The organism is Pelomonas sp. Root1217, from assembly GCF_001425705.1.
Classification (GTDB): domain Bacteria; phylum Pseudomonadota; class Gammaproteobacteria; order Burkholderiales; family Burkholderiaceae_C; genus Pelomonas.
In genome coordinates, this window is the sequence record NZ_LMDC01000001.1 from 1,429,268 (window position 1) to 1,441,929 (window position 12,662).

The 12,662-nt window shown below is 67.7% G+C and carries 13 protein-coding genes; 6 read left to right on the top strand and 7 right to left on the bottom strand.

The features are described from left to right. Positions 1 to 26: 26 nt before the first annotated feature. Together ASC95_RS06435 and ASC95_RS06440 are read right to left on the bottom strand one after the other, a co-directional pair. A complete protein-coding gene (locus ASC95_RS06435; RefSeq protein ID WP_057296873.1) occupies positions 27 to 1,319 on the bottom strand; it encodes a DNA polymerase Y family protein in 1,293 nt (430 codons plus the stop codon). Continuing rightward, a complete protein-coding gene (locus ASC95_RS06440) occupies positions 1,288 to 2,112 on the bottom strand; it encodes a hypothetical protein (RefSeq protein ID WP_057296874.1) in 825 nt (274 codons plus the stop codon). The genes ASC95_RS06435 and ASC95_RS06440 overlap by 32 nt, the downstream gene beginning before the upstream one ends. Positions 2,113 to 2,297: 185 nt before the next feature. Between ASC95_RS06440 and ASC95_RS06445 the strand changes: the two genes are divergently transcribed. Further along, positions 2,298 to 2,678 carry a VOC family protein gene (locus ASC95_RS06445; RefSeq protein ID WP_057296875.1) on the top strand — a complete coding sequence of 127 codons (381 nt, stop codon included), beginning with the start codon at positions 2,298 to 2,300 and terminating at the stop codon, positions 2,676 to 2,678. A gap of 5 nt (positions 2,679 to 2,683) precedes the next feature. Here the strand turns inward: ASC95_RS06445 and ASC95_RS06450 are convergent, their stop codons facing one another. The 3 genes from ASC95_RS06450 to ASC95_RS06460 all read right to left on the bottom strand — a co-directional run bounded on the left by ASC95_RS06450 (position 2,684) and on the right by ASC95_RS06460 (position 5,576). Then, entirely contained in the window at positions 2,684 to 3,730 is a 1,047-nt protein-coding gene (locus ASC95_RS06450; protein WP_057296876.1) for a serine/threonine protein kinase, read from the bottom strand. Positions 3,731 to 3,753: 23 nt separating this feature from the next. After that, entirely contained in the window at positions 3,754 to 4,620 is an 867-nt protein-coding gene (locus tag ASC95_RS06455; RefSeq protein WP_057296877.1) for a DUF2726 domain-containing protein, read from the bottom strand. Positions 4,621 to 4,778: 158 nt separating this feature from the next. After that, positions 4,779 to 5,576, bottom strand: a complete 798-nt coding sequence (locus ASC95_RS06460) for a GNAT family N-acetyltransferase (protein ID WP_082567517.1) — start codon at positions 5,574 to 5,576, stop codon at positions 4,779 to 4,781. Positions 5,577 to 5,785: 209 nt separating this feature from the next. On the opposite strand from ASC95_RS06460, the gene rplM reads away from it, so the two are divergent. From rplM to mdtD, 4 genes are all read left to right on the top strand, one after another. Continuing rightward, positions 5,786 to 6,214, top strand: coding sequence for a 50S ribosomal protein L13 (gene rplM, locus ASC95_RS06465; RefSeq protein WP_056203159.1), 429 nt, complete (start codon positions 5,786 to 5,788; stop codon positions 6,212 to 6,214). Positions 6,215 to 6,223: 9 nt separating this feature from the next. Beyond that, a complete protein-coding gene (gene rpsI / locus ASC95_RS06470; RefSeq protein ID WP_056203161.1) occupies positions 6,224 to 6,616 on the top strand; it encodes a 30S ribosomal protein S9 in 393 nt (130 codons plus the stop codon). A gap of 99 nt (positions 6,617 to 6,715) precedes the next feature. Beyond that, the gene (gene erpA, locus ASC95_RS06475; protein WP_056203164.1) at positions 6,716 to 7,081 is read left to right on the top strand and encodes an iron-sulfur cluster insertion protein ErpA; all 366 of its coding nucleotides are present in this window, start codon (positions 6,716 to 6,718) and stop codon (positions 7,079 to 7,081) included. A gap of 58 nt (positions 7,082 to 7,139) precedes the next feature. Next, a complete protein-coding gene (gene mdtD, locus ASC95_RS06480) occupies positions 7,140 to 8,585 on the top strand; it encodes a multidrug transporter subunit MdtD (protein WP_057296878.1) in 1,446 nt (481 codons plus the stop codon). Positions 8,586 to 8,595: 10 nt separating this feature from the next. Here the strand turns inward: mdtD and ASC95_RS06485 are convergent, their stop codons facing one another. Together ASC95_RS06485 and ASC95_RS06490 are read right to left on the bottom strand one after the other, a co-directional pair. After that, positions 8,596 to 9,711, bottom strand: coding sequence for an anhydro-N-acetylmuramic acid kinase (locus tag ASC95_RS06485; protein WP_057296879.1), 1,116 nt, complete (start codon positions 9,709 to 9,711; stop codon positions 8,596 to 8,598). Continuing rightward, complete coding sequence (locus tag ASC95_RS06490) at positions 9,689 to 11,074, bottom strand: M23 family metallopeptidase (protein WP_235537710.1); 1,386 nt, start codon at positions 11,072 to 11,074, stop codon at positions 9,689 to 9,691. The genes ASC95_RS06485 and ASC95_RS06490 overlap by 23 nt, the downstream gene beginning before the upstream one ends. Before the next feature lie 236 nt (positions 11,075 to 11,310). On the opposite strand from ASC95_RS06490, the gene tyrS reads away from it, so the two are divergent. Further along, positions 11,311 to 12,537: a tyrosine--tRNA ligase gene (tyrS, locus tag ASC95_RS06495; RefSeq protein ID WP_057296881.1), complete on the top strand. Its 1,227-nt coding sequence runs from the start codon at positions 11,311 to 11,313 to the stop codon at positions 12,535 to 12,537. Positions 12,538 to 12,662: the final 125 nt, after the last annotated feature.

A 12,662-nucleotide genomic window follows, 5' to 3' on the forward strand; every position in this document is an offset into this window, starting at 1 on the left:
TTCGTCTCGGTCCGACATGGGCGGCGTCATGCGAACACGCCGTGCAGGAACCAGCCCGTGGAGGCGGGTGCGGCCGAGGAAGGCCGCTCGTGGTAGACCCACAGCAGCCCGCGCGCGGCGCTGCGGTAGACAAAGTAGTCGCGCGCCTGCATGCCGCTGCGGCCTTCCCACCAGCCGGCCTCGACGCGGTGCGGGCCGCTGACCAGCGCCAGGGGGCCGCAATACATGGGTTGCTCGCGGGCATCGGCGCGCAGCGGCTGTGGCGGCTGGACGAGCCAGGTGGGTTGAGGGCCGCAGGGGCGACGCTTGGGCGTGGCCGGCGGTGCGGGCCAGGCCTGCCAACTCTGCATGTGGTCCAGGCGATGGTCCTCGCGCAGCCGGCCCTCGCGCACGCGATCGGCACCCAGGCGCACGGACAGTCGCTCCAGCAGCGCATTCGTCGTCGTGCGTTCCTGCGGGTCAGAAGGGCCGGGCAGCAGGCTGCCACTGGCTTCCTCCATGGGCAGCACGGTGTCGGCGCTGAGGCTGATCTCGCCGGCCGGTGCGGCCAGCGTTGTGCGGGCGAGGTGCTCGGCCAGTAGGCGTGTCAGGCGGTGCAGGTCGCGTGTCGTGTCGGCGGTGGCGATGCTCAGTTCACCGCTGTCGGCCACGTCCCGCGCACGCATCGCGTCGTGCTGCCAGGCCAGGCGCAGCGTGCGCACACCGGCATGGTGGGCGGCCAGGAAGGCGCAGAGCTGGCGCAGCAGCGTCTCGGCAAAGTGCAGCAGCACCGGCGCGTGCTCGACGCGGTAGGGCAGCTCCAGCCGCGCGTCGAAGCGATCGGGCAGGGTCAGCCACTCGTGCACCTCGGGCAGATCGCCATAGGCCTGGTCCAGCGCCGTCAGCAGCGTCGGGCCGAAGCGCTTGGCCAGGGCGGGGCGGGGCAGCCGGCGCAGCTCGCCCAGGCGGGTGCAGCCCAGGCGGGCCAGCATGGCGTGGTGAGCCTGTGCGGTGCTCAGGGCGGGCAGCGGCAAGGCGTCCAGGCGCTCGCTCAATCGGCCGGGGTTGGTGTCGGCGCAGCGCGCCAGCGCCAGCGCACCCAGCGCCGTCGATGCCCAGGCCATGTTGCCAAGCGCCAAGCCGGCCTCAGTCGCTTGCGCCTGCAGCCGCTGCCGCAGGGCCCGCGCGCCGCGGAACAGTCGCAGGCTGGTCGACACCTCGGCCACGACCGCCTCCTCCAGCCGCGCGACGCGCGGCGTGAAGCTCAGCGCCAGCCAGCCCAGGGCGTCGACATCGCCGGCGGGTGCATCAGGCGTGCAGCACAGGGCGAGCCAGCGCATGGGGGCGCTCCGTGGGAGGGCTGACCGGGACCGGGGCGGGTTCCGGCGTGGGGGCAGGAACAGGCAAGGGCTTGCGCTTGGCTGCCGTCAGCAGCGGTTCGACCGCGCCCGGGACGGCCGGCAGGGTCAGCCAGCCCTCATGGGCAGGCCCGCGGCGCTTGAGCACATGCACGGTCAGGCTCCAGCCCTCGCCCGGCTGCACGACCAGGCGCAGCGGTGCGGCCGAGGATTGCTGCTGCACGCGCTCCGGTCGCACCAGGAAGGCCGGTGCATCGGAACTCAGCGCATTGACCTGCAGCCGCCGGATCTGCTCCGGCCTGGCCTCGGGCAGCCAGGCCAGCACGGCCACGCGCGATTTGATGGCTTGCTCGGCCGCCCAGAGCGCCTGAGCCGGCGTACCGGCCTGCACCCAGATCAGTGCCGAGGGCGGCAGGCCCAGGGCCTGCAGACCCGGCAGATGGGGCGCATGCGGTGGGTTAATGAGCAGCAACGAACGCAATGCTGGTGTGGATGCACGCCCACGGCGGCCGGGGGCGGCTGTCGGCAAGGCCTGGGCAGCCCACCAACCGCGCAGCGCCGGCGACAGCAACCGCCACTCCAGCACGCCGGGCTGGGGCGTCAACAGTTCGGTGACGGCCCGCAGCGGCCAGCCGCCGCCAGGCAGTTCGGCATCAAGAGCCGCAAAGCCGCTGGCCAGCGTCGGGTCGGCGGCGGTGCTCAAGCTGCTGCCGCGCCACAGCCGCCCCTGCAGCCGGGCATCATCCAGCGGTAGGTGGGCCTGGGGGAGCGGCAAGGCAGCGCAAGGGATGGAAGAGACTGGAAACGCGGACAACATGGCCAGGAACAGCTTGGAAGAGGCGGGTCGGGGGAAGAAACCGGAACTTGAATGAGAGCACAATACTGTATGTATATCCAGTATTTTCCGCCTATCGGCTCCCGCCAGCCGCTAGCATTTCACGCGTCCACCGGAGAGCCGCCATGCAACTCGCCCCGCTGATCTGCGTCCACGACGTGCCCGCCAGCAGCCGCTGGTATCAGCGCTTGCTGGGGTGCCACAGCGGCCACGGCGGCGACGAATACGAACGCCTGAACGCGCCCGACGGCCATCTGCTGCTGCAGTTGCACCGCTGGAAGGTCGATCACGATCATGGGCCTCTTGGCGACGTCGAGTTGCGCCCCTATGGCAACGGCGTGCTGCTGTGGTTCGAGCTGGCTGACTTCGACGCCGCCGTGGAGCGGGCGACAGCGCTGGATGTCGACGTCGTCAGGCCGAAGCGCTGGAGCCAGAACGGCAACTGGGAGTTCTGGCTGCGCGACCCCGATGGCTATGCCGTGGTGTTGACGAGCCCACTGCCCTGAGCGAATCAGGCGAAGCCGTCGCCATCGAAGTTGACCTCGTCCTCGTCACGGGCCAGCGTCGGGGTGCTGCCTTTGGGCCGCATCGCTTCCAGCTGTTCCCTCAGCTTGGTCACTTGATCCAGCCAATAGTTGGGCGTGCCAAACCAGGGGAAGGCAAGGGGAAAGGCCGGATCGCCCCAGCGGCGGGCCAGCCAGGCGCTGTGGTGGATCATGCGCATCGTCCGCAGCGGTTCGATCAGGCGCAGCTCACGGTCGTCGAATTCGGCGATCTGCTCGTAGCCATCGAGCACGGCGTTGAGCAGGCTGCGTGCGGCATCGGGCTCGCCGGGCAACAGCATCCACAGATCCTGCACGACCGGGCCGGTGACGGCGTCGTCGAGATCGACGAAATGCGGCCCACGGTCCGGTGTCCACAAGATGTTGCCTGGATGGCAATCACCGTGCAGGCGCGTGAGTTGAAGGTCGGGCAGGCCGTCGAAGGCGCTCTGGATGGCGTCGATGCAGCGGTGCGCGGCATCGTCCCAGGCGGGTGCGATCTCCGGGGGGATCGCGTCGTGTTCGATCAGCCAGTCGCGCGCGGCCTGGGCCGGAGCGGCGCTGGCCCAGGCCAGGCGAACGGCGAAGGGCTTGCGGCGACCGACGCCATGCAGGCGGGCCAGCAGGCGGCCGATCCAGCGCAGCACCTCTGGGTCTTCCAGCTCCGGCCCGCGGCCACCCTGGCGCGGCGTGACAGCCAGGCGCTGGCCTTGATAGTGGAAGAGGGTGGATCCGCCTGCCAGCGTCCATGGAGCGGCAACAGGCACCTCGGCGGCGGCGAGTTCGGTGGCGAAATCGTGTTCTTCCAGGATCTGTGCATCGCTCCAGCGCGCTGGGCGGTAGAACTTGGCGACGGCCGCGCCGCCATCCTCCAGGTGCAGCATCAACACGCGGTTCTCGAAGGAGTTGAGCTGCAGCAGCCGGCCGTCGGCGCGCAGGCCGGCGGCGTCCAGGGCGTCGAGCATGAACTCCGGCGTCAGGTCGCCGAAACTGAGGTCAGGGGTCGTGTCATGCATCCGGCGAGTGTCGCCGGTTGCGATCATCCTCTGCGAGGGCGCTGGGTGGCGTAGCGCGGCGCATCGACGACGACGCCGACGATGTCGTCCATCATGGCCTCCTCATCGGCGTCATCGAGCACCGGCAGGTTGCGTGGGTTGTAGCGCGCCGGGTCGAGGTTGCGTGACGACAGACGGCGCTGTGGATGCGGCGCAGCGGGCTGGGCCGGCATGCGCGGATGGCGGTCGCGCTCTCGGTCCCCATAGCCGTCATTGCCGCCACTGAAGACGCCAGCGTCCTGCCACAGCGGCAGAGGCTGGGAGAACTGCCCCCAGTCGCTGCCGAATTCGTCCTCGCTGCTGCCCATGCGGCGGCGCGGCGGCGTCGATGTGGCTGCCGGTGCGGGGAGCGGGCCGCGTGAATTGCTGCTCTGGGGCACCAAAAGCTGCAGCTCGGCGACGCTGGGCAACTGGTCCATCGCGCAGCGCAAATAACGCACGCGGCAGGCGGAGAGCACGGCATGCTTGATCTGCAGGCTGCGCGGCGTAACGCCGCGCTCGCCCTCCAGGTCGATGGCGGCCAGCACGCGACCATTGGGGCTGCAGACAGCGAAGGTGACATGCGAGGCGCCGAGCAGGTCGAACCAGTAGCGCACTTCCTTGGCCTCGGTCGGCTGGCAAAACCGCACCAGCGGCAGCTTGGACAGCACGACGTGGTGGGGCAGGGCCTCGCGCAGCAGCCGAAAGACACGGCGCTCATCGGTCGTGAATACCGGCCGCGCCGTGAGTGACCACTCCGCCGGCAAGCCCTTATTGGCGTACGCAGGTCGGCGCAGCGCCCAGATCAGGCTGATAGCCAGACCCAGGACGCAAACAGCCAGCGCGGCGATCCAGTAGATGGCGTACGGCATACCCTGAAGGGATTTCGGCGGGGGACGCCGACCTGTCTTCTCGCGGCGCAATGGACGGGCAATGTATCGCAACGTCCCTAAAAGGCATTACTCGCTAGTCCCGATTCCCCCGGGCATGAGGGGGAGCGCGCCATGGAAAACGGCCGTTGACCTGTCATTTATTCCTTGGCGGCCCGGCCAGGAGCTTCGAAATGGGCTTTGACCTCGGCAACGCTGTCGACAAACTCACTCAACACTTGAGCCTGTCGCTTGAACTGGAAATCCAGCTCGCCCAGATGCCGCTCCAGCGCCTGCTCGACCTGGGAGCCGAATGATTCGGGTGGCAAGCGCAGATAGGCCGCGGATTCGCTGCCGTCGCGCTCGACGATGGCGCCAGCCGCTGCGGCAATGCGCAGCATGGGACGGTTTTCGCTCAACGCGTGGATGAACAGGGTGTCGATACCCCGGTTGCGGGCATGCAGGCCTGCGGCGTCGAAAAGTCGCCGCCCCAGACCCCGGCCGCGCGACTGCGGCAGCACGGAGACGCCGAACTCGGCCATTGTGCGACCGGGCTCACCCGGCATCGGTTGTCCATAGGCTAGATGGGCCAGGGCGATCAGATGCAGGCTGCGGTTGAAGATGCCCAGCACCTCGTCGCGGGCAAAGTCGATGCTGCGCGCGTACTTGCGAATCTGCTCGTCAGAAGCCGCGTAGCCGAAGCGCAAGTAGCGGTCCTGCGGCTCCAGCGCCAATAGGTGGTCAATGATGCGATGGCGGTGACGGCGCGCGAGCGAGCGGATCGGCACCCAGGTGGAAAGGAGCTCCAGTGCAGCCCGGGCCTTGGCCAGCGGGCCTGCGGGTTCCGCCGGGGCGGCGGCCGGCGCATTCGGGTCGAGGCCAAAGGCCGACAGCCCATGATCCCAGTCCGCCGCGGGTTGGGCGGGCGTAGGAGGGAGGGCGGGCGATGGCTTGGGCATGGGTGGCTGGCAGATATGGCAAGGTTAACGCTTCGGTTCTTTTCAAACCATTGGCCGCGCTGGTACACTCGTGGGCTTTTCCGTCAAAAGGCTGCGGGAAAGAGCTGTGCCGAGAGGCTGTGCATCAGACACAAGCACCGAGGCCGGTCGAAGTTCAGCCATCTATTGCCGGTTTCAGCAGTTTGAAGCCGGCGCAGCGAAAGCAACTCATGAAGACCTTCAGCGCCAAGCCGGCCGAGGTGACGCACGAGTGGTTTGTGATTGACGCCACCGACAAGGTGCTCGGACGTGTTGCCAGCGAAGTGGCACTCCGTTTGCGCGGCAAGCACAAGGCCATCTACACGCCTCACGTCGACACCGGTGATTTCATCGTCATCGTCAATGCCGAAAAGCTCCGTGTGACCGGCAACAAGGCCACCGACAAGGTGTACTACCGTCACAGCGGCTTCCCCGGCGGCATCTACGCCACGAAGTTCAAGGACATGCAAGCCAAGCACCCCGGCCGCGCGCTGGAGAAGGCTGTCAAGGGCATGCTGCCCAAGGGCCCGCTGGGTTACGCCATGGTCAAGAAGCTGAAGGTCTACGCAGGCCCGACGCACCCGCATACCGCTCAGCAGCCCAAGGCTCTCGAGATCTAAGGAACGGCCATGATCGGAAATTGGAATTACGGCACTGGCCGCCGCAAGTCGTCGGTCGCTCGCGTCTTCATGAAGAAGGGCACGGGCCAGATCATCGTCAATGGCAAGGCCATCGACGCTTACTTTGGTCGTCAGACCTCCATCATGATCGCCAAGCAGCCCCTGCTGCTGACGAACAATGGTGAGGCCTTCGACATCAAGGTGAACGTGCACGGCGGTGGCGAATCGGGTCAAGCCGGCGCCCTGCGCCTGGGCATCACCCGCGCGCTGATCGACTACGACGCAGCCCTGAAGCCCGAACTGAGCCGCGCCGGCTTCGTCACGCGTGACGCGCGTGAAGTCGAGCGTAAGAAGGTCGGCCTGCACGGCGCCCGTCGCAGGAAGCAGTTCAGCAAGCGTTAATTTCTGCGCTTGGACACAAAAGGCCGCTTCGAGCGGCCTTTTGTTTTTGCGCGGACAATCCCCATATTCGTCTCTGGACAGATTCACAGGAGCCTCGCCATGAGCGCCGTGCTTGATACCCCCGTCACCGACATCCCCGTGCCCCTCGTCTTCACCGACAGCGCCGCCGACAAGGTACGCGACCTGGTCGCCGAGGAAGGCAACCCGGACCTGAAGCTTCGTGTCTTCGTGCAGGGCGGCGGCTGCTCCGGCTTCCAGTACGGCTTCACCTTCGACGAGGCCGTCAACGACGACGACACGCAGATGCAGAAGAATGGCGTGACGCTGTTGATCGACTCGATGAGCCTGCAATACCTGATGGGCGCCGAGATCGACTACAAGGAAGACCTGCAGGGCGCCCAGTTCGTCATCAAGAATCCCAACGCGACGACGACCTGCGGTTGCGGCTCCTCCTTCTCGGTCTGAGCCTTCGCTCAACCTGCGCTGACAAGCCGCCTCCGGGCGGCTTTTTCATTGCCGACCCATGGCACCTCCCTTGCCGTCTCCCGACATGGAACAGGAACGCAACCAGCGCATGCTGCTGTGGTTGGTGGCCCTCGGCTTCTTCATGCAGACGCTGGACGCCACCATCGTCAACACGGCGCTGCCGGCGATGGCGCGCAGCCTGGGCGAGAGCCCGCTGCGCATGCAGTCAGTCGTCGTCGCCTATTCGCTGACGATGGCGATGCTGATCCCGGCTACCGGTTGGATGGCGGACCGTTTCGGCACGCGCCGCATCTACGTTGGCGCCATTGTTCTTTTCGTGATTGGCTCGGTACTGTGCGCGCTGGCACCCAGCCTGGACGCACTGGTGGCCGCGCGTGTTGTGCAGGGTGCGGGTGGCGCGCTGCTGCTGCCGGTCGGGCGCCTCGTCGTGCTGCGCACCTTCCCGCGCGAGCGCTTCCTGCAGGCGATGAGCTTTGTCGCCATCCCGGGCTTGATCGGCCCCCTGATCGGCCCGACGCTGGGTGGCTGGCTGGTGCAAGCGGCGTCCTGGCACTGGATCTTCCTGATCAACCTACCGGTCGGCCTCATCGGCGCCTTGGCCACGCTGCGCTACATGCCCGCGCCCGCGCCCGTCGCCGTCAGGCGCTTCGACCTTGCCGGCTATCTGCTGCTGGCTTTCGGCATGGCCGCGGTCTCGCTGGCGCTGGACGGCCTGTCTGGACTGGGCCTGCGCCAGGCTTCGGTGCTGCTGTTGATGATCTTCGGGCTGGCCAGCCTGACGACCTACTGGCTGCACGCCATGCGCCGGCCCGACCCGCTGTTTTCGCCCCGGCTGTTCCGCATCGGCGCGCTGCGCATCGGCCTGCTCGGCAACCTGTTCTCGCGCCTGGGCAGCTCCTGCATGCCCTTCCTGATCCCGCTGCTGCTGCAGGTGACCATGGGCTATTCGCCCGCCCAGGCCGGCATGATGATGTTGCCCGTGGCCCTGGCCAGCATGTCGATGAAGCGCGTGACGACACCGCTCATCCGGCGCCACGGTTACCGGCGCGTGCTGGTGGTCAATACCTTGCTGGTCGGGCTGACGATGGCGAGCTTCGGCTTCGCCACGCCTGGGCAGCCTCTGGTGGTGACTGTCGTGCAGCTGGCGCTTTTTGGCGCCGTCAACTCGATGCAGTTCACCGCGATGAACACGCTGACGCTGAAGGATCTCGAGCCCGACACCGCGAGCAGTGGCAACAGCCTGCTGTCCATGGTGCAGATGCTGGCCATGGGCATGGGGGTGGCTGCGGCGGGTGCTGTGCTGGCGGCCTTCACCGCGCACTTCGGCATGGACGGTGTGCAGACGCTGCAGGCCTTCCGGGCCACGTTCGTCTGCATGGCCTTGATCACGATGGCCTCGGCGGGCATCTTCGGCCAGCTCGAATCGGGCGACAGCCACGTGGCGCTGGCGATCAAGCAGCAGGACCCGCCCGAACCGGGCTGAGCCCGCGCTGTCAGGCGGGGTAGAGCGCCCCCAGCAGGCGCGCGCCTGCTGCCCCGGTGACGGCAGGCAGATTGCCCGGCCGGCGCTCGATAAAGCACTGGGCCAGCCAGGCGAAGGCCGCCGCTTCGACTTGGTCGATCGGCAGGCCGTGCGCGGCGCTGGTCTGCACGGCCACGCCGGGCAGCAGCGCCGCCAGGCGGCCCATCAGCACGCCGTTCAAGGCGCCCCCGCCACAGGCGATCAAGGTACTGGCCTGCGGCATGGTGGTGTGCAGGGCGTCGGCCACGCAACGGGCGCTGAGCTCCAGCAGCGTTGCCTGCACATCTTCCGACGCGAGACTGGGCGTCAGCTTCGCGTCCAGCCAGCGCAAATGAAAGAGATCGCGGCCCGTGCTCTTGGGCGGCGGCAATGCAAACCAGGGTTCGGCCAGCAATGCCGCCAGCAGTTCGGGCAGCAGCTTGCCCGTCGCAGCCCAGGCGCCACTGGCGTCGTAGGCCAAGCCGCGGTGCCGGGCGATCCAGCCATCCATCAGGCAGTTGGCAGGGCCGCAGTCGAAACCGCCCGTGCGGCCATCCGCAAAGAGCAGGCTGAGGTTGCTGATGCCACCGAGGTTCAGCACCGCCACGTCCGTCTGCGCAGCGCTGAAGACGGCGCGGTGGAAGGCCGGCACCAGCGGCGCACCCTGGCCGCCGGCGGCGACGTCGCGGCCGCGCAGGTCGCAGATGACGTCAATGCCGGTCTGCTCGGCCAGCAGGGCGCCGTTCAGCAGTTGCGTCGTGTAGCCGTCGAAGCCATCCGGGCGGTGGCGCACCGTCTGGCCATGTGCGCCCAGCGCCGCAATCTGCTTGCGTGCAACGCCCGTGGCTTCAAGCAGCTGCGAGACGACGTCGGCATAGGCACGGGCTACCGCATTGGCAGCCAGGGCGGCGCGGTGCAGTTCGTTGTCGCCGGGTGCGTTCAACGCTAGCAGCTCGTCGCGCAGCGCGTGGGAGAAAGGGGCATGCACATGGCCGATGACGGTCAGCGCCTGGGCATCGAAGAGCACGCCGTCAATGCCGTCGAGCGAGGTGCCCGACATCAGCCCGATGTAGAGCTGACGGGCTTCAGTCGGCAGCGGAGACGCCATCCATGGTCTCGGCCACGGCCAGCTGGGTCTTGACGCTGGCGACGGTCTGCAGGAACTGCGACTTGGCGTAGTTCGGCAGCGTGATCGCCTCGGAGGCGCGCGCGATGGTGCGCGGGTCCATGTGGCGGCCGCCAACGCGGAACTCGAAGTGCAGATGCGGGCCGGTGGCCCAGCCGGTCGAGCCCACGGCGCCGACGCGCTGGCCTTGCTCGATGCGCTGGCCCTTCTTCACGTCGATCTTGCTCAGGTGGGCGTAGACCGTGCTGCGGTCGCCAGCGTGGCGCACCTGCACGACGTTGCCGAATCCGTTCTGCCAGCCGGCCATCTCGACCGTGCCATCGCCCACCGAACGCACGGCCGTGCCGGTCGGCGCGCCATAGTCGACGCCGTTGTGCTGGCGCCAGGTCTGCATGATGGGATGGAAGCGCATCGCGAAGCCGCTGGTGATGCGCGAGAACTCCATCGGACTGGCCAGGAAGGCGCGGCGCTTGCTCGTGCCGTCGAAGCCGAAGAAGCTGGCCTTGCCGCTGGCGCTGTCCTTGAAATAGACCGCCGAATAGGTGCGGCCGTTGTTCGTGAACTCGCCAGCGAGCAGCCGGCCGACGCCACCGTCCCATGGGACCGGCTCGCCGTCGGCCGTCAGGGTCTCGTAGACGATGCTGAAGCGGTCGCCCTTGCGCAGCTCGCGGTGGAAGTCGATGTCGCCGGAGAACATGTCGGCCATCTGAGAGGCGATGGCGTCGGGGATGTTGGCGTCGTCGGTGGCGGCGAACAGCGAGGTGCGGATGGTGCCGCTGCCCAGGGCCACCTGGGCCTGCAACGGCGCCGTTTCGGTGCGGGCCGTAAAGCGACCGCCGACGCGTTCGATGGTCAGTCGGGTGAAATGACTTGCTTGCTGCTCCACCTTCTCGGCCGGGAAGCGCACAACGATCTGCTGCACCTGGCCCGACGCATCGGCCGTCAGGTGGACCATCTTGCCGGCGCGGCCCTGCAGCACGCGGCGGCCCAGCGGGTCGGACCGCAGAAAGGCGGCGGCTGCCGGGTCGAAGGCGCCAGCGCGCTTGAGCAGGCTGTCGGGGGTGTCGCTCGAGCGGGTGGCTTCGGCGCGGGTCAGGCCGATGGCATGGGTGGCCAGCTCCTCGAGCTGGCTCTCGACGTCGGGCGCAGCCAGGGTCTCGACCAGGGTGCGCTTGGGCAGCGCGGCGGCGTCAGGGGCCAGCGGCGCGATGCCGAAGGCGGTCACGGCGAAGCAGCTCAGCAGGCCGACGACGGTGGCCGTCAGCGCACGCGGATGCCGGGCGGCAAAGGCCTCGGCATGCTGCAGGCTGGCTTGGAGTTGCTTCAGGCGGTTCTTAACAGTCACTCTCGCTGTCACTCTCGGTCTTCCCGGGGTTGTCGCTGGGGCAATCCCGGCCGAGCCGGTTCAGCGCTGAGGCCGCTCGTGGGCGGCCCTTAAAATCCCTGGATTGGTTGTGTTGAAACAACACCCCCAAACGAAGGGTGAATTCTAACGGCTTTGTCCTACTCGACATGCCGGTTAACCCCGACGGATCAACAACTTAACAATTTCGCCCGCTTCTGGCCGGGCGATGAACCGCCATGGCCGCTGCTGCGCAATTCCTCATCACCGATGCCGTTCTCGAAGCCCTGGCCGTCACGCGCCGCGGCGTCGACGAACTGCTGCCGGAGGCCGAGTGGACGAAGAAGCTGGCCCGCTCGGCCGCCACGGGCGTGCCGCTGCGCATCAAGCTGGGCCTGGACCCGACGGCGCCCGACATCCACGTCGGTCACACGGTTGTCTTGAACAAGATGCGCCAATTGCAGGACCTGGGCCACCAGGTCATCTTCCTGATCGGCGACTTCACCTCGCTGATCGGCGACCCGTCGGGCCGCAACGCGACACGCCCGCCGCTGACCAAGGAGCAGATCCAGGCCAACGCCGAGACCTACTACGCCCAGGCCAAGCTGGTGCTGGACCCGGCGCGCACCGAGATCCGCTACAACTCCGAGTGGAGCGAGCCGCTGGGCGCGGCCGGCATGATCCAGCTGGCCAGCAAGTACACGGTGGCCCGCATGATGGAGCGCGACGACTTCACCAAGCGCTTTGCGGCCCAGACGCCAATCTCGGTGCACGAGTTCCTTTACCCGCTGATGCAGGGCTATGACTCGGTGGCGCTGAAGTGCGACCTGGAGCTGGGCGGCACCGACCAGAAGTTCAACCTGCTGATGGGCCGCCACCTGCAGCAGGAGTATGGCCAGGAGCCGCAGTGCATCCTGACCATGCCGCTGCTCGAAGGCCTGGACGGCGTCGAGAAGATGTCCAAGTCCAAGAACAACTACATCGGCATCACCGAACCGGCCAACACCATGTTCGCCAAGATCCTGTCGATCAGCGACGTGCAGATGTGGAAGTGGTTCGAGCTGCTGTCCTTCAAGTCGCTGGCCGAGATCGCGGCGCTGAAGGCCGAGGTCGAGGCCGGCCGCAACCCGAAGGATGCCAAGGTCATGCTGGCCAAGGAGATCACGGCGCGCTTCCACAGTGCCGCTGCGGCGGACGCAGCCGAGGCCGACTTCAACAACCGCGCCAAGGGCGGCATTCCGGACGACATCCCCGAGGTGCAGCTCAGCGGCGCGCCGATGGGCCTTGCCCAGGTGCTGAAGGCGGCCGGCCTCGTCGCTTCGACCGGCGAAGGCCTGCGCATGGTGGAGCAGGGTGGCGTGCGCCGTTCGGGTGAAGTGATCTCCGACAAGGGGCTGAAGCTCGATGCTGGCGAGCATGTGCTGCAGGTCGGCAAGCGCAAGTTCGCGCGGGTCGTGCTGAGCTGAGGGACGGGCGGTGCGGCGGGCGAGCCGCCCGTTCGCTGCGGCTCGCTGGCGATTCCCGAAGCGTCCTGTCCATTCGTCGCAAGCCGTTGGCCCGGCTGCGGTGGCATCTGCACAGTCCATGGCAT

Bases quoted from the DNA above. Each gene is read 5' to 3' on its own strand.
- ASC95_RS06435 (WP_057296873.1), bottom strand. From the start codon at position 1,319: ATGCGCTGGCTCGCCCTGTGCTGCACGCCTGATGCACCCGCCGGCGAT.
- ASC95_RS06445 (WP_057296875.1), top strand. From the start codon at position 2,298: ATGCAACTCGCCCCGCTGATCTGCGTCCACGACGTGCCCGCCAGCAGC.
- ASC95_RS06450 (WP_057296876.1), bottom strand. From the start codon at position 3,730: ATGCATGACACGACCCCTGACCTCAGTTTCGGCGACCTGACGCCGGAG.
- ASC95_RS06455 (WP_057296877.1), bottom strand. From the start codon at position 4,620: ATGCCGTACGCCATCTACTGGATCGCCGCGCTGGCTGTTTGCGTCCTG.
- ASC95_RS06460 (WP_082567517.1), bottom strand. From the start codon at position 5,576: ATGCCCAAGCCATCGCCCGCCCTCCCTCCTACGCCCGCCCAACCCGCG.
- rplM (WP_056203159.1), top strand. From the start codon at position 5,786: ATGAAGACCTTCAGCGCCAAGCCGGCCGAGGTGACGCACGAGTGGTTT.
- rpsI (WP_056203161.1), top strand. From the start codon at position 6,224: ATGATCGGAAATTGGAATTACGGCACTGGCCGCCGCAAGTCGTCGGTC.
- erpA (WP_056203164.1), top strand. From the start codon at position 6,716: ATGAGCGCCGTGCTTGATACCCCCGTCACCGACATCCCCGTGCCCCTC.
- mdtD (WP_057296878.1), top strand. From the start codon at position 7,140: ATGGCACCTCCCTTGCCGTCTCCCGACATGGAACAGGAACGCAACCAG.
- ASC95_RS06485 (WP_057296879.1), bottom strand. From the start codon at position 9,711: ATGGCGTCTCCGCTGCCGACTGAAGCCCGTCAGCTCTACATCGGGCTG.
- tyrS (WP_057296881.1), top strand. From the start codon at position 11,311: ATGGCCGCTGCTGCGCAATTCCTCATCACCGATGCCGTTCTCGAAGCC.